The 21,204-nt window shown below is 70.3% G+C and carries 19 protein-coding genes; 11 read left to right on the forward strand and 8 right to left on the reverse strand.

Annotation, left to right across the window (positions count from 1 at the left end):
- Nucleotides 1-89 precede the first annotated feature (89 nt).
- From ACWDEN_RS38655 to ACWDEN_RS38680, 6 genes are all read left to right on the forward strand, one after another.
- Nucleotides 90-2,741, forward strand: coding sequence for a CocE/NonD family hydrolase (locus ACWDEN_RS38655; protein WP_450862615.1), 2,652 nt, complete (start codon nucleotides 90-92; stop codon nucleotides 2,739-2,741).
- Nucleotides 2,738-3,592 (forward strand): ABC transporter permease, encoded by an 855-nt coding sequence (locus ACWDEN_RS38660; RefSeq protein ID WP_450862617.1) that lies wholly within the window; start codon nucleotides 2,738-2,740, stop codon nucleotides 3,590-3,592. The genes ACWDEN_RS38655 and ACWDEN_RS38660 overlap by 4 nt, the downstream gene beginning before the upstream one ends.
- Nucleotides 3,593-3,773: 181 nt before the next feature.
- Nucleotides 3,774-4,193 (forward strand): hypothetical protein, encoded by a 420-nt coding sequence (locus ACWDEN_RS38665; RefSeq protein ID WP_351611382.1) that lies wholly within the window; start codon nucleotides 3,774-3,776, stop codon nucleotides 4,191-4,193.
- Between the two features lie 647 nt (nucleotides 4,194-4,840).
- A complete protein-coding gene (locus tag ACWDEN_RS38670) occupies nucleotides 4,841-5,044 on the forward strand; it encodes a hypothetical protein (protein WP_351611384.1) in 204 nt (67 codons plus the stop codon).
- Between the two features lie 59 nt (nucleotides 5,045-5,103).
- Nucleotides 5,104-5,433: a hypothetical protein gene (locus tag ACWDEN_RS38675; RefSeq protein WP_351611386.1), complete on the forward strand. Its 330-nt coding sequence runs from the start codon at nucleotides 5,104-5,106 to the stop codon at nucleotides 5,431-5,433.
- Nucleotides 5,434-5,525: 92 nt separating this feature from the next.
- Entirely contained in the window at nucleotides 5,526-5,858 is a 333-nt protein-coding gene (locus ACWDEN_RS38680) for a hypothetical protein (RefSeq protein ID WP_351611388.1), read from the forward strand.
- A 138-nt stretch (nucleotides 5,859-5,996) separates the two neighbouring features.
- On the opposite strand, the gene ACWDEN_RS38685 is transcribed toward ACWDEN_RS38680, so the two are convergent.
- Nucleotides 5,997-6,290 carry a hypothetical protein gene (locus tag ACWDEN_RS38685; protein WP_351611391.1) on the reverse strand — a complete coding sequence of 98 codons (294 nt, stop codon included), beginning with the start codon at nucleotides 6,288-6,290 and terminating at the stop codon, nucleotides 5,997-5,999.
- Nucleotides 6,291-6,577: 287 nt separating this feature from the next.
- Between ACWDEN_RS38685 and ACWDEN_RS38690 the strand changes: the two genes are divergently transcribed.
- Nucleotides 6,578-7,762: a glycosyltransferase gene (locus ACWDEN_RS38690; protein ID WP_351611394.1), complete on the forward strand. Its 1,185-nt coding sequence runs from the start codon at nucleotides 6,578-6,580 to the stop codon at nucleotides 7,760-7,762.
- Between the two features lie 8 nt (nucleotides 7,763-7,770).
- Here the strand turns inward: ACWDEN_RS38690 and ACWDEN_RS38695 are convergent, their stop codons facing one another.
- A complete protein-coding gene (locus tag ACWDEN_RS38695; protein WP_351611396.1) occupies nucleotides 7,771-9,171 on the reverse strand; it encodes a fibronectin type III domain-containing protein in 1,401 nt (466 codons plus the stop codon).
- A 597-nt stretch (nucleotides 9,172-9,768) separates the two neighbouring features.
- Here ACWDEN_RS38695 and ACWDEN_RS38700 point away from each other — a divergent pair.
- Complete coding sequence (locus tag ACWDEN_RS38700) at nucleotides 9,769-10,062, forward strand: hypothetical protein (protein ID WP_351611399.1); 294 nt, start codon at nucleotides 9,769-9,771, stop codon at nucleotides 10,060-10,062.
- A gap of 41 nt (nucleotides 10,063-10,103) precedes the next feature.
- Here the strand turns inward: ACWDEN_RS38700 and ACWDEN_RS38705 are convergent, their stop codons facing one another.
- Nucleotides 10,104-11,450 (reverse strand): glycosyl hydrolase family 28-related protein, encoded by a 1,347-nt coding sequence (locus ACWDEN_RS38705; protein WP_351611402.1) that lies wholly within the window; start codon nucleotides 11,448-11,450, stop codon nucleotides 10,104-10,106.
- 42 nt (nucleotides 11,451-11,492) lie between these two features.
- Between ACWDEN_RS38705 and ACWDEN_RS38710 the strand changes: the two genes are divergently transcribed.
- Entirely contained in the window at nucleotides 11,493-12,218 is a 726-nt protein-coding gene (locus ACWDEN_RS38710) for a CDP-alcohol phosphatidyltransferase family protein (RefSeq protein WP_450862621.1), read from the forward strand.
- Here ACWDEN_RS38710 and ACWDEN_RS38715 read toward each other — a convergent pair.
- Genes ACWDEN_RS38715 through ACWDEN_RS38735 form a run of 5 tightly spaced genes read right to left on the reverse strand, consistent with a single transcriptional unit; the run spans nucleotide 12,114 to nucleotide 18,809 of the window.
- Nucleotides 12,114-12,608 carry an adenylyltransferase/cytidyltransferase family protein gene (locus ACWDEN_RS38715; protein ID WP_450862623.1) on the reverse strand — a complete coding sequence of 165 codons (495 nt, stop codon included), beginning with the start codon at nucleotides 12,606-12,608 and terminating at the stop codon, nucleotides 12,114-12,116. The genes ACWDEN_RS38710 and ACWDEN_RS38715 overlap by 105 nt on opposite strands.
- Before the next feature lie 3 nt (nucleotides 12,609-12,611).
- Nucleotides 12,612-14,168, reverse strand: coding sequence for a fibronectin type III domain-containing protein (locus ACWDEN_RS38720; protein ID WP_450862625.1), 1,557 nt, complete (start codon nucleotides 14,166-14,168; stop codon nucleotides 12,612-12,614).
- 44 nt (nucleotides 14,169-14,212) lie between these two features.
- On the reverse strand, nucleotides 14,213-15,754 hold the full coding sequence (locus ACWDEN_RS38725; protein ID WP_351611413.1) for an oligosaccharide flippase family protein: 1,542 nt from the start codon (nucleotides 15,752-15,754) through the stop codon (nucleotides 14,213-14,215).
- Nucleotides 15,751-17,316 (reverse strand): YveK family protein, encoded by a 1,566-nt coding sequence (locus ACWDEN_RS38730; RefSeq protein ID WP_450862627.1) that lies wholly within the window; start codon nucleotides 17,314-17,316, stop codon nucleotides 15,751-15,753. The genes ACWDEN_RS38725 and ACWDEN_RS38730 overlap by 4 nt, the downstream gene beginning before the upstream one ends.
- Nucleotides 17,313-18,809 carry a hypothetical protein gene (locus ACWDEN_RS38735; protein ID WP_450862629.1) on the reverse strand — a complete coding sequence of 499 codons (1,497 nt, stop codon included), beginning with the start codon at nucleotides 18,807-18,809 and terminating at the stop codon, nucleotides 17,313-17,315. The genes ACWDEN_RS38730 and ACWDEN_RS38735 overlap by 4 nt, the downstream gene beginning before the upstream one ends.
- A gap of 161 nt (nucleotides 18,810-18,970) precedes the next feature.
- On the opposite strand from ACWDEN_RS38735, the gene ACWDEN_RS38740 reads away from it, so the two are divergent.
- Nucleotides 18,971-19,951 (forward strand): NAD-dependent epimerase/dehydratase family protein, encoded by a 981-nt coding sequence (locus ACWDEN_RS38740; protein WP_351611422.1) that lies wholly within the window; start codon nucleotides 18,971-18,973, stop codon nucleotides 19,949-19,951.
- 27 nt (nucleotides 19,952-19,978) lie between these two features.
- On the forward strand, nucleotides 19,979-21,178 hold the full coding sequence (locus ACWDEN_RS38745; RefSeq protein WP_450862631.1) for a glycosyltransferase family 4 protein: 1,200 nt from the start codon (nucleotides 19,979-19,981) through the stop codon (nucleotides 21,176-21,178).
- The last annotated feature ends 26 nt before the right edge of the window (nucleotides 21,179-21,204 follow it).

Here is a 21,204-nt window from a genome sequence, read left to right on the forward strand (position 1 = left end):
GCCGGGCGGGCCCCGTACTCCCCCGGTAGGGGCGGGGTTTCAGCCCACCGGCTCCCTCGCTTGTCAGTGGCGGCCCGTACCGTTGAGGCATGGATCTTCGCCGGCTCTCGCTGCGGGGGCTGCTCAAGAGGCCGCGTCGGCTCGTCGCCGGCGCGGCCGCCGTCGTGGCGCTGGCCGGTGCCGGGACGTGGACGGCCGTCGCCTCCGGTGACACGCCCCCGGTGCACAGGACCGACCAGGTCATGGCGGTGGACGGCGTGCGTCTGGACACGTCGTTCTTCACCCCGGCCAGCGCCGGACGGCACCCCGCCGTCCTGCTGGCGCATGGCTTCGGCGGCAGCAAGGACGACATGCGGCAGCAGGCCGAGGACCTCGCGAAGGACGGGTACGCGGTCCTGACGTGGTCCGCGCGCGGCTTCGGGAAGTCCACCGGGAAGATCGGGCTCAACGACCCGAAGGGCGAGGTCACCGACGTCTCCCGGCTCATCGACTGGCTGGCGAGGCGCCCCGAGGTCCAGCTCGACAAACCCGGCGACCCGCGCGTGGGCATGGCCGGCGGCTCCTACGGCGGCGCGGTCTCCCTGCTCGCCGCCGGATACGACCACCGGGTGGACGCCATCGCCCCGGCCATCACCTACTGGAACCTCGCGGACGCCCTGTTCCCGAACGGCGTGTTCAAGAAGCTGTGGGCCGGCGTCTTCTTCAACACCGGCGGCGGCTGCGCCCGTTTCGAGCCCGCGCTGTGCCGGATGTACGACAGGGTCGCCGAGTCCGGCACCCCGGACGCGGCCGCCCGCAAACTGCTGGAGGAGCGCTCGCCGTCGGCCGTCGGCGCCCGCATCCGGGTGCCCGCCCTGCTGGTGCAGGGCCAGACGGACTCCCTGTTCACCCTCGGCCAGTCCGACGCCGCCGAGAAGGCGATCCGGGCGAACGGCGCCCCTGTCGACGTCGACTGGATCGCGGGCGGCCACGACGGCGGGGACATGGAGAGCGGGCGGGTCCAGGCACGCGTGCGTGCGTGGTTCGACCGGTATCTGAAGGGCGACGCCTCGGCCGGCACCGGCCCGGCCTTCCGGATCACCCGCACCGGCGGCGTGAACTCCACCGACGGCACCGCCCAGCTGCGCGGCGCGACCGCGGGCGCCTACCCCGGCCTGCGCGACCACCCGCGCCGCATCGCCCTGACCGGCGGCACCGGGCAGCAGGTCACCAACCCGGCCGGCGCCAGCCCGCCCGGCGTCTCCGCCCTGCCCGGCCTCGGCGGCTTCGGTGGCCTCACCCAGCTGTCCGCGCTCGGCCTCGGCGTCTCCCTCGACTTCCCCGGCCAGTACGCGACGTTCGACTCCGCGCCGCTCACCGGCGACCTGCAGATCACCGGCACCCCGACCGCGACCGTCCACATCACCTCGACCAGCGACGACGCCGTCCTCTTCGGCAAGGTCTACGACGTCGGCCCCGACGGCGTCCAGCAGGTGCTGCCCTCCGAGCTCGTCACCCCCTTCCGCGTCACGGGCGCCAGGGCCGGCAAGGACGTCACAGTCACCCTCCCGGCCATCGACCACGAGGTGCAGAAGGGCCACCGGCTCCGCCTGGTCCTCGCCTCCACCGACCTCGGCTACGCCTCACCGGCCGCGCCGGCCACCTACACCGTCTCCCTCAAGGGAGAGCTGAGCGTGCCGACGGCCCCCTCCGTGACCACCGCCGCGGCGCCCCTGCCCGCCTGGGTCTGGTGGCTGCCGGCGGCCGGCGCGGCGATCGCGCTCGCCCTGCTGCTCACCGCCCGCCGCCGTACGGCCGGCCCCGCGCCCGACCCCGAGCTGGCCGAAGTCCCGCTCGTCATCAAGGACTTGAGCAAGCGGTACGCGAAGTCCGCCGACCGGTACGCGGTGCGCGAGCTGTCCTTCCGGGTGGACAAGGGCCAGGTGCTCGGTCTCCTCGGACCCAACGGTGCGGGGAAGACCACCACCCTGCGCATGCTGATGGGCCTGATCACCCCGGACGACGGCGAGATCCGCGTCTTCGGCCACGCGATCCGGCCCGGCGCACCCGTGCTGTCGAGGGTCGGCGCCTTCGTGGAGGGCGCGGGCTTCCTGCCGCACCTGTCCGGCCGGGAGAACCTGGAACTGTACTGGCGGGCCACCGGCCGGCCCCCTCAGGACGCCCACCTGGACGAGGCGTTGGAGATCGCCGGGCTCGGCGACGCGCTCGCCCGCGCGGTGCGCACCTACTCGCAGGGCATGCGCCAGCGCCTCGCCATCGCCCAGGCCATGCTCGGCCTGCCCGACCTGCTCATCCTCGACGAGCCCACCAACGGCCTCGACCCGCCCCAGATACGCGAGATGCGCGAGGTGATGATCCGCTACGCGGCCGGCGGCCGTACGGTGATCGTCTCCAGCCATCTCCTCGCCGAGGTCGAGCAGTCCTGCACCCACCTGGTGGTGATGGACCGCGGCCGGCTCGTCCAGGCCGGTCCGGTCGGCGAGATCGTCGGCTCCGGCGACACGCTGCTGGTCGGCACCGCCACGCCCGTGGAGGAGCCGGTCATGGAGAAGGTGGCCGCGCTGTCCGGCGTCGCCTCCGCCGTGCGCACCGACGACGGGCTGCTGGTCCGGCTGAACCCCGGCGGCACGGCCGAGCGGCTGGTCGCGGAGCTGGTGCGGCTGGAGGTGCCGGTCGCATCGGTCGGCCCGCACCGCCGTCTGGAAGACGCCTTCCTCACCCTGATCGGAGGTTCAGCATGAGCGCGCTCACCGAGGTCGCCTCCGGCTTCTCGGCGCGGCACACCCTGCCGCTGCGGGTGGAGCTGGTCCGCCAGCTCAAGCGGCGCCGCACCCTGGTCATGGGCGCCGTTCTCGCCCTGCTGCCGTTCGTACTGCTGATCGCCTTCGCGATTGGCGGCGACCCCGCGAGCCGTGACGGCCGGATCACCCTGATGGACACGGCCACCGCGTCCGGCGCCAACTTCGCCGCGGTGAACCTGTTCGTCTCGGCCGGCTTCCTGCTGGTGATCCCGGTCGCGCTGTTCTGCGGGGACACGGTGGCCTCCGAGGCGAGCTGGTCCTCCCTGCGCTATCTGCTCGCCGCGCCCGTGCCGCGCGCCCGGCTGCTGTGGTCCAAGCTGGCCGTGGCGCTCGGGCTGAGCCTCGCCGCGATGATCCTGCTCCCGGTGGTCGCCCTCGCGGTCGGTACGGCGGCCTACGGCTGGGGTCCGCTGCAGGTACCGACGGGCGGCGCGCTCGACACCGGCACGGCGACGCAGCGCCTCGCGCTGACCGTGGCGTACGTCTTCGTGTCCCAACTGGTCACCGCCGGGCTGGCGTTCTGGCTGTCGACGAGGACGGACGCCCCGCTCGGCGCGGTCGGCGGCGCGGTCGGCCTGACCATCGTCGGCAACGTCCTGGACGCCGTCACCGCGCTCGGCCACTGGCGCGACTTCCTGCCCGCGCACTGGCAGTTCGCCTGGGCCGACGCCGTCCAGCCGCACCCGGAGTGGTCCGGCATGATCCAGGGCGCCGCTATCTCCGTGACATACGCGCTGGTACTGTTCGCGCTCGCCTTCAGGCAATTCGCACACAAAGACGTGGTGTCATAGTTTTCTTTTACGATCAATGGATTCACCGACCACATGTGAATAACTCCAGGGAATCCGGAGTAATGCGCTTCTTCACTCCCTTTGTATTCATGCGTATGGAGTAGTGCCTCGCTTTGAGCTGGCTGCGGACTGCTATGTTCTGCATCTGTCGGATCAGAGGTAACTTCAAGTGAGGTGAATCATGAAGAAGGCAGTTTTCACCACTGCGGCGTTGGCCATTGGTGCGGGTCTTGTGGGTGGTTCCGCCGTGGCGGCTTCGGCCGTCACCAAGGCACCTGCCCACGAAAACACCGGCCCGCTCGGCCTCATGTCCCAGACCGATGTGGCTCCGGCGCTCGTGCCCGCGGCGGACACCGTGATGCGGGTGGCCAAGCAGGGCAACCTCACCAAGGGCAGCGCGTTCGACGCCCAGTCGTCGACGGTCACCGGCAAGAACAAGGCGGCCAAGGTCTCCGGTGTGTACCTGGACGGTATGGGCCGCAGCAGCAACAAGAAGCCCGCAATTCCGGTGAAGAATCCGCTCGGCTCCGGCTCCGTTCAGCTCCACCCGCTGAACGGGCCGACCAGCGCCGGTGTCGGCAGCCTGCTCAACCAGGGGTGACACGGAAACCGTCAGGAGTCGGCGCGGCGGAAGTCCTCCCGTTCGCCATGCTTTCGCTGCCATGTGCTCCCCTCTGTTCGCGAGACAGAGGTGGGACCGGAATTCCGACACTCTGATCCGGTTCCGGTCCGCCGGAGATCCCGATCCGTGGGCGACGCCGCAGTGCCGCGGGACGGATCGCCCGGTGGCCGCGTGGTACGGCCCCCGTCCGGCGCCTCGAAGCCGCAGGCCCAGAGGTCGCAGCTGGACCATTCAGCTCCACACCCGCCCCGCGCCCGATGCGTGCGGGGGAAATGCCGCAAAGCCTGTCCGGCCCACTGGACTCCTCCTTGCCAGTGGGCCGGACGCACGTCGGTGAAATCCCGGCACGTGCGTCCGGGTGAACGGTGCGCGGCGACGCTGAGCCATCCGGTGGAATCCAGCGAGAATGGGCCTTGTCCGCGTGACTTTTCGCCACATATTTCGGTTTCTTGCTATGTAAGCGCGGCTTACCGTGAATCCAGGAAGGAACCGAGTTGACCAGGAAGTTCGCGGTCGTCACTGCACTCGCCCTTAGCGCGCTCTGCGGCAGCGCTGGCGTTGCCTCCGCCCACTCGAACACGACGAACGTCACTGGTGGTGACGGCTTTTCGGAGTCCCCGGTCGTCGTGAACGCACCTCAGCAGGGGGTGGTTGTCGTCAACGGCTCGCTCATCGACGGCCGCTGCATCGCGCCGTGGTCCAACGGAGCCGTGGGCGCCGCCATCGGCGGCGCCGCGACCATCGTGCCGAACTCGCACTACGCCGCCTGCAACACCGCGGCGGTCGACCAGTCGCAGAAGGCTCCGTACGCCGGCGGCCTGCTCTTCTGACCCCTGCTTCGAGTCATTCCGAGCAGGTGAACCCCCTCGCAGTCCGGAAAGGACACTCCATGCGTAACAAGGTTACGGCCATCTCCGCCCTCGCCGCGGGCGTCGTCCTCGCGGCCGCCGGCACTGCCGCAGCCGACAACTGCACGACGGTCACCGGCGGCAACGGCTTCTCGTCGTCCCCCGTCGTCGTGAACGCCCCGCAGCAGGGCGCCGTCGTCTCCAACGGCACGCTCGTCGACCTGCGCTGCGTCGCGCCGTGGTCCAACGGAGCCGTGGGCGTCCTCGGCGGCGCCGCGACCATCGTGCCGAACTCGCACTACGCCGCCTGCAACACGGCCAAGGTCGACCAGTCGCAGAAGGCTCCGTACGCCGGCGGCCTGCTCTTCTGAGCCCCCTTTGCGCTCCGAACCATCCCGGAGCAGGGCGGGGACGTCGGCAGACGTTCCCGCCCGACCTGCCCTCCCATCCGAAAGGCGCATCCATGCGTAAGAAGGTTACGGCCCTGTCCGTCCTGGCCGCGGGTCTCGTCCTGGCGGCCGGTGGCGCCGCTGCGGCCGACGACAACAACACCAACGTCACCGGCGGCAACGGCTTCTCGGAGTCCCCGGTCGTCGTGAACTCCCCTCAGCAGGGCCTGCTGGTCTCCAACGGCTCCGTCATCGACGGCCGCTGCATCGCGCCGTGGTCCAACGGCTCCGTCGGCGTCCTCGGTGGCGCGGGTGTCGCCGCGCCGAACTCGCACTACGCTGCCTGCAACACCGCGGCGGTCGACCAGTCGCAGCTCGGCTCGTACACCGGTGGTCTGCTGTTCTGAGCAGCCCGGAGCCTGGCGGCCCGCCGACGCACGGCGGGCCGCCTTCTGTTTTTCCCGAACACTGTTTTTCCCGCACACGAAGAAGGCCGGCTCCGCGGCAGGCGGAGCCGGCCTTTGCGGCCCGGCAGGGCATGTCCTCTACTTGAGGGCCGGAAGCGCGGCGGGCGGCTTGCCGTTGAGGGGGTTCGGCAGGGCGCCGCCGAAGACCGGCGTCTTGACGACGCCGGACTTCTTCACGCCGTCCGTCGTCTGCTTGACGTTGCTGGCCAGTTCACCCGTCGGGATCTCGGCTGCGTTGGGCAGGGTACGGGCGACCGACTTCCCGTCCTCGACGAGGCCCTGCCCCGGCAGGTCCGCGGCTACAGCGGGCGCCGCAGCGCCGGCGATGGCCAGGGCGCCGGCCATGAGCGCGGCAGCCTTCAGATTCTTCATTGGGTTCCTTTCAATCTCGCTTCCGTCGGGCTAACGAGTGAAAGACGCCGCGGGAAACTCCGCCGACAACAAGTTCCCGGAATTCATACATCCTGAATGACCGTGCGGAACTTTTATCTTATTATTCGTCTGAAGGGGGCCGTGTTTCCGACACAGTTCACGGCCTCCCGGAAAAAGACGGATAAGAGGCTAGTGTTGCTTCACGGATCCGACGAATTTATGCCGAACCTGTGTTCACACAGTCAGTGACGGGTTCGGAATGTTTCTTCAGAAGGGAAGCCCTGGTCATGCGCATTCCCCTCGGTTCCGTTCCGCGCCGTGCGACGCGGTCCGCCGCACGCGAGCCGCACGTCCTGCACGTCACACAGCCCGTGGAGGGCGGTGTCGCCCGGTTCGTGACGGACCTGGCGGCGGCCCAGGTCGCCGCGGGGCTGCGTGTCACCGTGGCCTGCCCGAGAGGCGGCACGCTGACGGACGCCCTGCGCGCGGCCGGCTGCAGGGTGCTGCCCTGGGACGCGACCCGCACACCGGGTCCCCAACTCCCCGGTGAGGTGGGGAGGCTGGCCCGGCTGCTGCGCGAGGTGCGGCCCGACGTGGTGCATGCGCACAGCGCGAAGGCGGGACTCGTGGCACGGCTCGCGGTGCGCGGCCGTCGCCCGACCGTCTTCCAGCCGCACGCGTGGTCGTTCGAGGCCGTGGACGGCGTCATGGCCCAAGCAGCCCTGCGCTGGGAGCAGTTCGGGGCACGGTGGGCGACCCGCGTGCTGTGCGTGAGCGAGGCGGAGCGGCGTACGGGGGAGCAGAGCGGCATCACCGCCCATTGGCACGTGATTCCCAACGGCGTCGACACGAGCAGGTTCCGGCCGGAGGGGAGCATCGCCCGCTCCGCAGCGGGCCCCCTCGTCGTATGCGTGGGACGGCTGTGCCGGCAGAAGGGCCAGGACGTGCTGCTGAAGGCCTGGCCCGCGGTCGTGCGGCAGGAGCCCGCCGCCCGGCTGGTGCTGGTCGGCGACGGCCCCGACGCGGGCCTGCTGCGCGCGCTCGCGCCCGCGTCGGTGGAGTTCGCCGGCCCGGCACTCGACGCCGCCCCCTGGTACCGGTCCGCCGACGTCGTGGTCCTGCCGTCCCGCTGGGAGGGCATGGCACTCGTCCCCCTGGAGGCCATGGCGTGTGCGCGCCCCGTCCTGGTCACGGACGTGGACGGGGCGCGCGAGAGCCTGCCGCCCGGGCATCTGCCGCACTGCCTGGTGCCGCCGGAGGACCCCGAGATGCTGGCACGGGCGCTGACGGCGCTGCTGCGCCGCGGACCGCTGCGCGCGGCACTGGGCGCGCAGGGCCGGGCGCACGTCCTCGCCGCCCACGACGTACAGCTGACCACGGACGCGGTGATCGACGTGTACCGCGAACTGCTCGGCACCGTCGCCAAGCCGGTCCTGGTACCCACCCAGAGCAGGGAGTCCATCACCACATGACCGGCCCCTCAGGCGGTCACGTGGAGCGGCTCCGAACGGGGCGTCGTGTGCTTCCCGTCGGTGACGGCGATCGTGTAGCGGTGCCGTGAGCCGGCAGAAACGGAATCCGTGTACGTCATGTCCGGCCGGTCCCATTCGGTCGACTGCCGCTTCGGTGAGGCCACGAGAACACCGTCCCGGTAGATCAGGTACGTCAGCTCCGCGTCGTCCCTGTCCCATGCGGCCCGCCAGGTGAGCGTGACCTTGCCGGAGCGGGCGCGCTTGCCCGTGAGCAGGGGCGCCGCTTCGGGGGCCGTGTTGCCGGGGCCGGCCCCGAAGCGCGTCAGACCCTGCTGGGGTCTGCCGTTGACCATGGTGAACTCGCCGCCCGCCCAGAGGATTTTGCCGGCCATCACGAGCGTTCGGGGACCGACTCCCTCCCCGATACCGTCATCGGTGTCGGGGAACCAGTGCAGGATGTTCTTGTCACCGATCGACTGCGCGAGGAAGTGCCGCCGGGGGCCGTCGGGGAAGCCCCCGCGGGTCAGGCCGCAGTAGTGGGCGTGGGACGCGCTGTACAGGACGCCCTTGTACACGACGACGTCCTGGGTGGCGCCCAGGCAGGTGTCCTTCCAGACCATCGTGCCGTCGGACAGCCGGCCCGCGATGCGGCCGTCGAAGATGCCCGTGCCCTCGCCCTCGGCTCCCAGGTAGAAGCGGTCGCCGTTGCGGGTCAGTGACGTCACCGAAGAGCGTTCCGGCAGCCAGTTCGGGAAGGACTTCACCGTCGAACCGGTCGCGGGCTCCAGGGAGACCAGTGCCTGCTCCGGCTTGCCGTTGACGTTGTGGAAGCGGCCGCCGACGAGCACCTGCCTCCGGTCGGGCGCGGCCAGGATGGCGCGGACCGGCGCGTCGATGTCCGCCTTGAACGGCAACAGCGTGCCGCTGCGTCTGAACGCCGCGATGTGCTTTCTCTCCTGGCCGTCGACGATCGTGAAATCGCCGCCCAGGTACACGGTCGTGCCGGTGGTCTCGATGGCCCGCACGGGTGCCGCCACGGCGGGGCGGAAGTCCCTGCGCAGCGAGCAGTCGGCCGTGTTGAGCGCGACCGCACTGGCCACCCCGGTGTTGTCGGCCTTGCCGAACGATCCGCCGACATAGAGCACTTTGCCGTCGGGCGATGCCTTGAGCGCCCGTACCGTCCCGGCGCCCCCCGTGAAGGAGTGGGCGCACGGCAGCAGTTTGCCGGTCACCGCGTCGAACGCCGCGAAGTTCTTCCGGGCGACCTTCTTCTGGCCGGGCTTGGCGCCGGGCGGGCGGACGCTGTCGAAGGTGCCGCCGACGTACACGACCCCGCGTGCGTACTCGACGGACCAGACGATGCCGTCCGTCTGCCAGGTCGCCAACGGGGCGGCGGTCAGAGCTGTCACGTCGCGCGCCTGCGCGCCGAGAGCGGATGTGAACGAAGCGGCCGTGAGGAGGACAACCGCGGAAGCCGTGGTCGCGGTCCTGGCCGTGCTTTTCCTTGGAAGCATGGAACGTGAAATTAGACATCCGGCCCCGGATATCACGACGCCGCGACGGCGCGCTCCGCCCTTCAGGCCCTTACTGAAGCTCGAATGGCCTAGGAAAAGGAGTCGTAACCCACCGCGGCATGCTACTCGTGCGAATGTCGGGCGAGATCAGGTACCCGAGTTCTGGTACCCAGGCAACGAGGAGGAGTGCTCGTCATGCGAGTAGCTGCCCGAACAAAGACGCAGTCACGGCGGTTGAGTTGGGGAGCGGGGCTCGTCGGCGCCGGCCTGACCACGACCGTGGCATTCGGCATCGCTGTCGGCGCCGTGTCGGCCCACGCCGTCCCCCGAGCGACGCAGGCGTGCACGTCGTGCAAGACGACGACTACCCCCACGACCGGGTGCTCGGCGTGCCAGACGAAGCCGCCCACGTCCGGGTGCGCGTGCCAGACGCCGCCGCCCCCTCCGCCGACCTGCCCCGCAGGCACGACCGCGGTCAGCGTCATCAACCCCATGACCAGATCCGTCGCGATCCCGGGCGACGGAAGCTTCCAGCTCACCGTCACCAGCAGCGCTCAGGGACAGGTGTTCAGCTTCAGCATTCCCACAGCCGACCACCGCTCCGTGGTCAAGGTCACCGCCACGGGCGGCACCGCCGGCTCCAGCGTGTACACCTACGACAGCTCCAACGGTCACCCCGACGGCATCGCGGCGGACGGGCCGTTGCACGGCCCGGCCAACTCGACCGGTCAGTTCGCGAACCTGACCCGTCTCGACTTCTGCCTCAAGACCACCAAGTACACCTGACGGGCACACGGCTGAGGGGGCCCGGGGTGTCCCGGGCCCCCTCAGCGCCTGGGAGGGGTCGGGCCGGAGGACACCGCGGGGGCGCCGGGCGTTGCCGGGGGGGTTGTGCCGCCGGTGGGCTCGGTGCCGATGCAGTCGGTGAACTCCACGAAGCGGGCGGGGCCGGTGCCGTCGGTCACGGCGAAGTCGGCCTGAGGGTGGTTCCGGAGCAGGCACATGTCGTAGCGGACGACGGTCGGCGGGGTCTCGTGCTTGTCGGCCGTCCGGTACTCGTGGCGGCCCACGAGCTGACAGGAGTCGTAGCGGATCAGGGGGCCCCGTGGGCCCACCGTGTAGCGGTGCGGGCGGACTTCGGCGGAGAAGTCCTTGAAGGCGTTGGCGGTGTCGTCGCAGTCGGCGAAGTGGACCGTTCCGCTGTTCCACACGCAGTCGATGACCCTGACGTCCGGGTCACGTACTTCGAACCGGATGTCCTGGGCGTGGAAACGCTGTACCGAGTCGTGGTGCCATCTGACCGGGAAACGGAAGAAGGTGCTGGTGGTGCCGTACTCCGCGGTGTTCTCGGGGCGCTTGCCGGTGATGATGTAGGAGCCGCCGCGGCAGTCGATGGATCCGCCGTAGGGGAACTCCAGGAAGTTGCCCCACTCGTATTCGACCTTCATGTCGGTGAACCAGTAGTTCAGGAACTGGTCCTGATCGTTCGGGGTGGCCTGATGGTGGCCCGTGAGCCCCGAATACAGAAATGCCTTCCGGTAGCTGCCGGCGACCGTGCAGGCTTCCCAGCGCATCTCCGAGTTGGTGTTCGTGCCGTCGAGGGCCAGCCCGTACTCCCATTCCCCGAGCCACTCGCACTCCGAGAACCGGTAGTCCTGAGCCTGGCCGGTGGAGTAGGAACTGAAGAAGGATGCGCCTGGAGTGGCCGAGCGGAACTGCATGCGTTCGAAGGACAGGTTCGACCAGCTGTCCTCATTGCGGCACAGATAGGAGTCCGGGCCGGTGTCCGGACGGAAGACCAGGGTGGTCATGTTCTTGCCGGCCCCGGCGAAGCGCAGACCGTTCGCGGGACGCGGCGGAGCCACGCCGTTCAACAGGGCATACGGACGGGTGATGAGGAAGTCCCCGGCGGGAATCTCGATCACCAGTCGGCCCACCCCGCCCTGGACGTGGGCGGCGGCGATCGCATAGGCGGATTCAAATGCCTTGGTGTCGTCGGTGCGGCCATCGCCCACAGCACCGAGATCGGTCACATTGATCGCGGACGTCGGCCCCGGGGACGCACTTTTGGCGTATGCCCTGCCGACCGGCAGGGCAGCCGCGACCAGCAGTGACGTCCCGCCGCGCAGAACATGTCGGCGGTTGCAGGAGATCTCGCCATCCAGTTCTGACATAGTTGCCTTCCTTTCTTGAACGGTTGTGCACCAAGGAGGGTGATGGCCGAGTTCACGGAGACGCTGAGGCAACTGTCGACGGCGCAGAAGCCGGCAAAGGGGGTGTCGGTCTACAGCCGGTTGGTCAATCGCCCGGCCGGCCGTGTCATGGCCGCGCTGGCCTTACGGATGGGGGCGACCCCCAATCAACTGACCCTCCTCGGTGCCTTGTTCACTTTTCCGGCCCTGGCGGCGATCGCCCTGCTGCGGCCCGCGCCGGTGATGTCGGTCTGCGTCGGCGCGGCCCTTGCCCTGGGCTTCGCCCTGGATGCGGCAGACGGTCAGCTCGCGCGGATCCAGCGCTCTGCGAGCCTGTCGGGCGAATGGCTGGACCATGTGCTGGACTGCGTCAGGATCGTCACGCTGCACTCGGTCGTCCTGGTGACGTTCTACCGTTTCTTCGTTCTGCCCAGTCCGCTCTTTCTGCTGGCCCCCCTGGTGTTCCAGTTCGCGGCGGTGGTGATCTTTTTCGCCGGCATTCTCACGCAGAAACTCAAGGGGGCCAGGGCGGCGGCGAAACCGGCCGGTGGCTCGGCTTCGGCGCTGGGGGCCGTACTGCTCCTGCCGGTCGACTACGGCACGACCTGTATCAGCTTTCTGTTCCTGGGCAGTCCGGACGTCTTCCTAGCTCTGTACTGCGGGCTGCTGCTGGCTCATGTCCTGTTCCTCGTCGCCTTCTTGGTGAAGTGGTTCCGGGAACTGCATCAGCTCCAGCGCCCCGCGCAGTAGCGTGCTGGAGGTGTGGACGGTGTAGGGGAAGTAGACGACCTCGACACCTACGTCCGCGAAGCGGCGTTCGAGGATCTCCCACGTGGGTGTGCCCTTCCAGTCGTCTCCCTTGAAGACGACGTGGAAGCCGACCCGCCGCCAGGTCTGCAGTTTGTCCTCGTGCGTCTCCACCACGACATCGTCGACGTGGCGCATGCTGCGGACGATCTCCAGGCGCTCGGCCAGCGGGATCACCGGCCGCCGGCCCTTGACGCGCCAGGCCAGTTCGTCGGACACCACCCCGGCCACCAGGCGGTCACAGTGCCGGCGCGCCTCACGCAGGATGTTGAGGTGCCCGATGTGGAACAGGTCCCAGACGCCGGGCGCGTATCCGATGAGTGTCGGAGCCACGGGTCAGCCTCCGCTCGTCGGGCCGGCGGGTGCGGGCACCGTCACCGGCAGGGAGAGCGATCTGCGGGAGGTGCGGGTGCCGGTGGTCACCTCGATGACGTACCGGTGGCGCGTGCCGGCGGGCACGGAGTCGGTGTAGCTCATCTCCGGGAGGTCCCAGGACGTGGAGGACTTCGTCTGCCGGGAGACGAGCTTTCCGTCCCGGTAGAGCCGGTAGGCCAGGACGGCGGTGTTGCGGTCCCACGAGGCGCGCCAGCCGATGGTGACCTTTCCCGGGGTTGCGCCCAGCAGCCTCAGCCTGGGGGCCTGCGGCACGCTGGTGGGGGTTCGGGGGCCGAAGCGGGTGAGGCCCTGCTGCGGCAGGCCGTCGACCCGGGTGAACTCGCCGCCCACCCAGAGGGTGCCGTCGGCCACGGTCAGGGCGCGCGGGCCGACTCCCTCTCCGAGCCCGCCGTCGGTGTCCGGGAACCAGTGCAGGATGCGCCGGTCCGTGACCGACTGGGCCAGGAGGGTGTGCCGGATGCCTTGTTCGGGAAACCCGCCGGGTGTCTGCGAGCAGTTGTGCGCGTGGGAGGCGCTGTAGAGGACGCCCTTGTAGGGCAGGACGGCCTGGGTGGCGCCGAGGCAGGTGTCCTTCCACACCATGGTGCCGTCGCGGAGCAGGCCCGAGATACGTCCGTCGAAGACGCCCCCTCCGGTCCCTTCGGCGCCGATGTAGAAGTGGGAGCTGTCCTGTGCGATCGACTTGACCACCGAAGCGGCCGGCAGCCAGCCGGGATAGGTGCGGACCGTCGCCCCGGAGGTGATGTCCAGGGCGGCCAGGGCGTGGGCCGGCCGGCCGTTGACCGAATCGAAGTCACCTCCGGCGAGGATTTCGCCTTGCGCGGGCACGGCCGACAGGGCGCGGACCGGACGGTCGACGTCGGCCTGGAAGGGCAGCAGGGAACCGTCACGGGTGAAGGCGGCGATGCGGTGCCTGCTCTCTCCGCCGACCAGATCGAAGTCTCCGCCCAGGTACACCGCGCGGTCGGTCGTCTCGATGGCCCGCACGGTGGCGTCCACCGCGGGCCGGAAGTCCCTGCGCAGGGTGCAGCCGGCCGTGTTGACGGCCACGGCGTTGGCCACCTTCGCGGAGCCGACGCGGCTGAAGGAGCCGCCCACGTACAGCACCCGCCCGTCGGGGGAGGGCTTCATGGCGCGTACCGTGCCGGCCGTGTACGGGCCGGAACCGGAGGTGAAGGGCAGGGCGCAGGGCAGCAGTCGTCCGGTCACGGCGTCGAACGCGGCGAAGTTGTGCCGCCGGACCTGCCGGGTGCCCGCCGCGGCACCGGGCGGACGGACCGTGTCGAAGGAGCCTGCGGCGTAGACGACACCGCGGGCGTAGGCCAGGGACCAGACGATGCCGTCCGTCTGCCAGGTGGCCAGCGGATCGGCGGAGAGCGTTGCCGGATCGTGCCGCGTGACCGCGGCGGCGGGAGAGCAGAGCAGGGTGCCTGCGCAGATGAGGGCAGCGGCAGCCGGGCCCGTGACCGCCTTCTTAGGGAGCTTGCTCAGACGCAAGGGAACACCTCGAAGGAAAGGGGGGCAGGTTGAGGGGCAATGCCTCATACGGTGCGACGGCGCAGCACCTGGACCAGCTCGCTCACTCCCAGAGGCGTACGGTATCGCCACAGAAAAGTACCAAATGCGAACATACCGATAGTCAGGCTGAGGGCGAGTCCTGACGGGGTGTCACCCAACAGGGTGTGCACGCCTGCCGGCACCACCGAAATGGCCACCGCGATGCCGAGGGCACGGGTGTAACCGGCGGCCACGGTGGTGAAGCCGAGGCGGAGCCGGACCAGCAGGGCGGCCGAGAGGTTTTCCACGATGATGGCCGCACCCCAGGAAACGGCCGCGCCGAGGATGCCCCACCGGGGCACGGCGAGCACGCCCACGGTGAGCTGCACCGTGAACGCCAGGGCGGTGCAGGCCAGATGCCAGGAGCTCTTGCCGGCCATGAGCAGCACGGTCTGCGCGTTGCCGACCGCGACATTGACGATGGCGGCGGCACAGAGCACGACCAGGGCGGGAGCCCCCTGGGTGAAATCCGGTCCGAAGACGGCGAGGACCGTGCGGGGGAAGCCGGCGATGAGCACGAACAGCGGCCAGGAGAAGAGGACGACCCAGCAGGTCGAGATGCGGTGCAAGTGGTGGGCCTCGGCAAGCTCGTTGACCGCGAGGAGACGGCTGAGCTGGGGTGAGACAGCCAGGCGGACGGCGAGCTGGATGAGTGTGCCCGCGGTGACGATGCGGCCGATGGCGGTGTAGATGCCGGCCTCGGCGTCGGTGGCCAGCGCCGACAGCAGGATGACCCCGACCCATACCGCGCTGATGTCGAAGACGGCGGAGATCGCGCGAGGTGCCGAGAAGGCCCAGAAGGCCCGCCAGGAAATGGACGCTCTGCCCGCAGGGGGCGCCGCGGCATGGTGGGCGCGGCAGCGGCGCAGGCCCAGCCATGCGGCTGCCAGGCCGGCCGGCGCGGGCAGCAGCCAGGCCACGGCCAGCGACAGCATCCCGGAGGCCAAGGACGCCATGGGCACGGCGATCAGCACCCGGAGCACGGGCTTGCCGATCTGCTCCACGCAGACCAACGGCACCACGGTGCTGTATCCCTGAGTGGCGGCGAGCAGGACCAGGCTGACGGTGGCGGCCGGCAGGCACAGGGCGAAGAGCCGGATCAGGGCGACCGCGTCGGCGGGGGGCAGGTCGGGCAGGAGGGTGGTGGCCACCGCGGGCCACAGCAGCAGGGCCGCGGCAGCGGCGGTGGCGGTCACCACCGCGGGCAGCACGGCCATGCGCAGCAGCGAGCCCACCGAGCGGCCACCGTTGAGGGCGAGATCCCCGGGGATGAAGCGGACGAGTCCGGTGTCGCCGCCGAGCTTGCAGACATTGCTGAGAATGGTGAACACGGCAACGCCGGTGAAGATCGCTCCGGCCCCGCGGGCCCCGACCGCTCGGGTGATCAGGCCGACCAGGAGGAAGGCGAACACGGCACTTGCGACGGAGCCCACCGCGCCCCACAACCCGCCCCGCGCGGCGGCGGCGACGGTGCTGCGGGCGGTGGCCCTGGCAGGGTCGGGAGCGGTCGTCCGGGGCCGCGTCATCTGCTGGAGACCGTGACCGTGTCGGGCTGCCCGGCAGGCTCCGTGACCGGCATGACGCTCTCGCCCTGGGGACGGGGCTTCACCAGGCGGAGCACAGCGCCGGGCCGCGCCTGCTCGGTGTCGACCACGGCGCCCAGCAGGCGCGCGCCGGAGCAACTGACGAGCTCGTACACCTGCCTGAGGTCCTCCCGCCGGGCGTCGAGTCCGGTGACCACCAGGACGCCGACGGAGTGCTGGGCCATCGCGAGCGCAGTCGCGTGCTCCAGCAGGGGCCGGGCTGCGATGACCGCGGCGGGCGAGTCGCCGCCGGACGCCAGCCGGTCCATCGCCTGGGACACGTCGGTCTGGAGGAAGCGGCCGGTCCTGGCGCTGGAGCAGAGGGTGAACCGCCCTGCCGAGCCCGCGTCGACGACGACGCCCGCACCGGGCGGGCACGTCGCGCTCCCGGTGCGCTCCGCCTCCGCGACCAGCGGCAGGGATGTCGCAAGGCCGGGCGTGTCGGGGTCGGCGTCCACGAGGAGCACCTCGGTTCCCCCCTCCGCGAAGGCCGCGGCGAGGTTTGCGGCGACCACACCGGCGGCGTCGCAGCGCCGCGGGGCCGCCACGAGGAGGCAGCCGGTACGTCCCGGGAACGCGGTGTGCTCCAGGCGGCCGGCCAGGGCCCGATAGGCCCGAGCGCGGTCATCGTCCGTGCGGCCGACCGCCAGCAGGGAGTCGCCGGTGCGGCCGTCCGGGGGCAGGAAGCCCAGCACGGGTGCACGCAGGGCAGCCTGGACCTCGCGGGCCGACCGCACCCGGCCGTCGAGGGCCGAGCACAGCCAGGCCAGCAGGATGCCGAGGACGGCCCCGCCGGCCAGTCCGAGGACGAGCAGGGTCGGCCATCCGGGGCCCGCGGGCCGAGAGGGCGCCGTGGCCCTGCGGACGACGTCGCCGCCGTCGGTGTCGCGGGAGCTGATCTCGGACACGCGTTGCTGCAGGCTGCGAATGCCACCCTGTACGGCGGAGTCGTCGGCGCCCTTGTCCTTCGCCCGCCGGGCCAGCGCGGTGATCTGCTGTTCCATGCCGTCGACGGCTCGCTGCACCGCGGCGTCGTTACGGCTCTTGCGGTCGGCGAGATAGGCCTCGGCCAAGGCGTTGGCGCCGCGCGCCGCGAGCCGGGGAGTACCGGCGGTGAATTCGAAGCGGAGCACCTGGGACTTCGCCAGGTTGGTGACCCGGAGACGGCGCTGCAGCGCCGCGGCCCGGCTTTCGGGCTGTCCCAGGGCGTGCGCCGCACGGACGGCCACGGCCGTGCCCGCGGCGATCTGCTGCTCGGTGCTCATGCTGATCTGGTTGTCGGCGGGCACGCTGACCGTGGCGAAGGGGTCGGAGCCGGCGCGGACGAGAACGTCACTGGAGGCGCTGTAGGTGCCGGCGCCGTACAGTGCCACGGCCAGCCCGCCGAGCAGCCCCAGAAGGGTTCCCAGCACCATCACCATGCGGTGGCGAAGGAGCAGGCGCAGTTGCTCACGGAGCTGATCCCGTTCGTCGAACCGGTCGTCGAAGGGGAGGGAACTGGTCACGGGTGGCCTCCTGCGTGCGGAAGTGATGCATGGGGGATGGGGGCGGACAGCGGCACCGGTGCGGCGAGTCGGGGCATCCGACGCGTGGACGTCGTGATGAGCAGCGGGATCGTCATCATCAGCACCATCGGACCCGTGACGCCGAGCAGGCTGCCGCGCAGAAGGATCAGCTGGTAGAAGGCGAAGGCCGGTACGAGAAGAACCGCCAGGGAGTCCGGCCGGTCGAGGAGACGGTCCCGCAGCTCGTCCATACGGCGTCCTGCCGCGCCGAGCAGGCAGAACACGAGGGCCACGGCAGCCGGGCCGCCCCACAGATAACTCTCGATCCACAGGGGTGCCGACAGGTTGAGGAGCCCGGAACCCGCGTACCGGGCGAGGGCGATGCCGGTGTCCTCGGGTTTGTCCGGCCACACCGACCGCGGCACCATGAAAAGGAGTGGGCCGAGGGCATTCCGGGGGGAGACGCCGTTCTCCCGCGCGTAGTCAAGGCCGGTCTGCACCTGTTGGAAGGCGTCGTAGTCGCCCTTGGCGGTGAACTGCTCGGCCAGCGACACGACGTGGACTTCCTGCCGGTCGTCGTAGCGGAAGTAGTCGCTGTAGGGAAAGACGACGAGCACCGCCGCGAGAAGGGCGCCGACGATCGCACGGGAGGCACGGGGCCGGCACAGCCGGGGCACGGTGAACAGCAACGTCAGCAGCACCGTGCCGGCCCAGAACCTCGGTTTGCTGATGGGGTTGTTGACGACGACGTTCAGTACGACGAGCAGGGGCAGCAGCAGCCGGCGGATGCCGCGCAGCAGGCGGTCGCCGCCCGGTGGGGGCCGCAGGCGCAGCAGGCTCAGCAGTGCCCAGAAGGCAGGTACGGACAGTGACCAGCTGCGCAGTGGCTGCAGGAAGGCGTCCGACGAACCGTCCGGGGCGGCAACGATTCCCTGAACCGCCTCACGGCTGGTGAAGTACGCGGCGACACCGCCCGGTTGGCCGGGAAGCAGCAGCACCGCGAGTGCCAGGGCGAGGCCGCACAGCAGCAGGACGCGCCAGGGCGCCAGGCGACGGGCGAGCAGCCGTTCCACCATGCCCGGCTGCCTTCCGGCCGGGCGCGCGGCACCTGCGTGTTCGCGTCGGGCGGCGAAGGCGGTTCCGGCGCTGTGGGCAAGCAGTCCGAGTTCGACGACCGCCACGGCCGCGAAGGAGGTCTGCGCGCCGGTCCGGTAGGGCGACGGATAGGTGTCCGAGGAGAGCATCGTCACGGGTGCCAGCCCGAACCAGATGTAGGAGAACATCCAGAAGCCGAGGCCGGCGAGCCGGACCCTGGGCGCGGTGAGCACGCGGGCGAGGGCACCGCCGGTGTGTGCCACCACAACACCCTGCAGGAAAAGGGCCGTCGGCACCTGCCCGCTGTGCGGCCGCAGGACCAGCCCGGGCAGCAGGACGACCAGTACCACGGCCCAGATGCAGAGCGCGGGGACACTGCGGACGCGCGCGTCCCGCATCGGGACCTCGGGAGCCGGCGGGCGATTTGGCGGAAACCTCACTGGCCGATTTATAGCGTCCCATATCCTGCATATCGCATCAGGCGCGCCAATCCGGAGCGAAACAGACATAACTGAATACTCTGGGCACCTCATACCCCCCTTGACCAGAGGAGTTGTCCATGACCAAGCAGGTCGACGCCGTCGTCGCCGGTGGCGGGGGATTCATCGGCGGGCACCTCGTGAGCGCCCTGTTGGCACAGGGGCTGACGGTCCGCTCCATCGACATCAAGCCCCGGCGCGAGTGGTACCAGGTCCACGAGGACGCCGAGAACCTGATCGCGGACCTCTCGCTCCTGGACAGCGCACGCGACGGCGTCCGGGGGGCCCGGTACGTGTACATGCTGGCCGCGGACATGGGTGGCATGGGCTTCATCGAGAACAACAAGGCCGCGTGCATGATGTCGGTGCTCACCAGCACGCACATGCTGCAGGCCGCGCGCGAGGCCGGCGTGGAGCGGTACTTCTACTCCTCCTCCGCCTGCGTCTACGCCGCCGGAAAGCAGACCGACCCGCAGGTCACCGCCCTCAGGGAGGAGGACGCCTATCCGGCGCAGCCGGAGGACGGCTACGGCTGGGAGAAGCTCTTCTCCGAGCGCATGTGCCGTCACTACGCGGAGGACTACGGGTTCACCACCCGCGTCGCCCGCTACCACAACGTCTACGGCCCGCACGGCACCTGGTCCGGCGGCCGGGAGAAGGCCCCGGCCGCGGTGTGCCGCAAGGTGGCCGAGGCCGTGCTCTCCGGGAACCACCGGATCGAGATCTGGGGCGACGGCCTGCAGACGCGTTCCTTCATGTACATCGACGACTGCCTCAAGGGCACGCAGATGATCATGGAGGGGGACAGCGGCGTACCGGTCAACCTCGGCTCCTCCGAGCTCGTGACGATCAATCAGCTGGTCGACCTGGTCGAGCAGATCGCGGGCATCCGCTGCGAACGCAGCCACAAGTACGACGCGCCCCAGGGCGTACGCGGCCGCAACTCCGACAACACCCTGATCCGCCAGATCTACGGCTGGGAACCCTCGATCCCACTGGCGGACGGCCTGGAGAAGACCTACGCCTGGGTCTACGACCAGGTGAAGCGTTCCCAGGGCTGAGGCCCGGTGCGAGGACACGACGAGCCGATGCGGATCTTCGTTCACGACTACAGCGGTCACCCCTTCCAGGCCCAGCTCAGCCGGGAGCTGGCCCGCCGCGGTCACGCGGTGGCCCACTCGACCTGCTCGGCCTACCGCAGCGGCAAGGGCGATCTCGAGGCAGACGTCCCCGGCCTGCGCTTCGTCACCATCGGAGACCGCACGGTGCTGAAGAAGCAGGCCTATGTGCACCGGCTCTTCCAGGAGAGCCGGCTGGGCATCGAGCTGGCCCGGCAGCTGCGGCGTGCGAAGCCCGATGTGGCGCTGCTGTCCAACCTGCCGATTCCCGTGCTCGTCGTGACCGCGGGAGTCCTGAAACGGCTCCGCATTCCCTGGGTGCTGTGGCACCAGGACGTCACCGCCGTCGCGCTCGAGAGCTTCGCCGCCGCCGAGGTCGCCGGGGCGATGGGCATCGCCGCGAAGGTCTTCGGCGCCGGTGAGAAATGGGCGGCACATCAGGCCTCGGCCATCGTGGTGATCGCCGACTCCTTCGTCCGGGTCCACCGGCAGTGGGGCACCGCCGACAAGGTCACCGTCATCCCCAACTGGGCGCCGCTGGACGAGATCGTTCCCGTGGCCCGGGTCAACGCCTGGTCGGACGAGCAGAACCTGAGCGGCGTGAAGACCCTCCTGTACGCCGGCACGCTGGGCCTGAAGCACAATCCCGTGCTGTTGGTGCGCCTGGCGGAGCGACTGCGGCAGCGGGGCGAGCGCGTGCGTCTCGTGGTCGTCAACGAGGGCCCGGCCGTGCCCGTACTCGAACGCGCCGCCGCCGTCCGCGGGGTCGAGGTCACGCTGCTGCCCTTCCAGCCCTACCGGCGGCTGCCCGAGGTACTGGGCACCGGTGACGTGCTGGTCGTTCTCCTCGAAGGCGACGCCGGGATGTTCTCGGTCCCGTCGAAAACCCTGTCGTACCTGTGCGCCGGGCGCCCGGTGCTCGGTCTGATGCCTGCCGAGAACCTGGCCGCTCAGCTGCTTCATCAGGCCGGCTCGGCGGTCTTCCCGCCGCAGGAGTCGTCGCTGGAGGACGCCGCCGACTGGGTCCAGGAGGTGCTGTCCGACCCGGAACACGCCGCGTCCCTGGGCAAGCGGAGCCGCGTCCTGGCCGAGCGGGAGTTCGCCCTGGAGGGCTCCGCCTCCCGCTTCGAGGACATCCTCAAGGCGGTGACCGGCGCCTCGGTGCCCTGAGCACCTGGCCGAGCACCCCGCCGGGT

This window comes from Streptomyces sp. NPDC001153 (assembly GCF_053598315.1).

Bases quoted from the DNA above. Each gene is read 5' to 3' on its own strand.
- ACWDEN_RS38660 (WP_450862617.1), top strand. From the start codon at position 2,738: ATGAGCGCGCTCACCGAGGTCGCCTCCGGCTTCTCGGCGCGGCACACC.
- ACWDEN_RS38740 (WP_351611422.1), top strand. From the start codon at position 18,971: ATGACCAAGCAGGTCGACGCCGTCGTCGCCGGTGGCGGGGGATTCATC.
- ACWDEN_RS38665 (WP_351611382.1), top strand. From the start codon at position 3,774: ATGAAGAAGGCAGTTTTCACCACTGCGGCGTTGGCCATTGGTGCGGGT.
- ACWDEN_RS38745 (WP_450862631.1), top strand. From the start codon at position 19,979: ATGCGGATCTTCGTTCACGACTACAGCGGTCACCCCTTCCAGGCCCAG.
- ACWDEN_RS38700 (WP_351611399.1), top strand. From the start codon at position 9,769: ATGACCAGATCCGTCGCGATCCCGGGCGACGGAAGCTTCCAGCTCACC.
- ACWDEN_RS38710 (WP_450862621.1), top strand. From the start codon at position 11,493: ATGGCCGAGTTCACGGAGACGCTGAGGCAACTGTCGACGGCGCAGAAG.
- ACWDEN_RS38655 (WP_450862615.1), top strand. From the start codon at position 90: ATGGATCTTCGCCGGCTCTCGCTGCGGGGGCTGCTCAAGAGGCCGCGT.
- ACWDEN_RS38685 (WP_351611391.1), bottom strand. From the start codon at position 6,290: ATGAAGAATCTGAAGGCTGCCGCGCTCATGGCCGGCGCCCTGGCCATC.
- ACWDEN_RS38690 (WP_351611394.1), top strand. From the start codon at position 6,578: ATGCGCATTCCCCTCGGTTCCGTTCCGCGCCGTGCGACGCGGTCCGCC.
- ACWDEN_RS38735 (WP_450862629.1), bottom strand. From the start codon at position 18,809: ATGCGGGACGCGCGCGTCCGCAGTGTCCCCGCGCTCTGCATCTGGGCC.
- ACWDEN_RS38675 (WP_351611386.1), top strand. From the start codon at position 5,104: ATGCGTAACAAGGTTACGGCCATCTCCGCCCTCGCCGCGGGCGTCGTC.
- ACWDEN_RS38725 (WP_351611413.1), bottom strand. From the start codon at position 15,754: ATGACGCGGCCCCGGACGACCGCTCCCGACCCTGCCAGGGCCACCGCC.
- ACWDEN_RS38680 (WP_351611388.1), top strand. From the start codon at position 5,526: ATGCGTAAGAAGGTTACGGCCCTGTCCGTCCTGGCCGCGGGTCTCGTC.
- ACWDEN_RS38705 (WP_351611402.1), bottom strand. From the start codon at position 11,450: ATGTCAGAACTGGATGGCGAGATCTCCTGCAACCGCCGACATGTTCTG.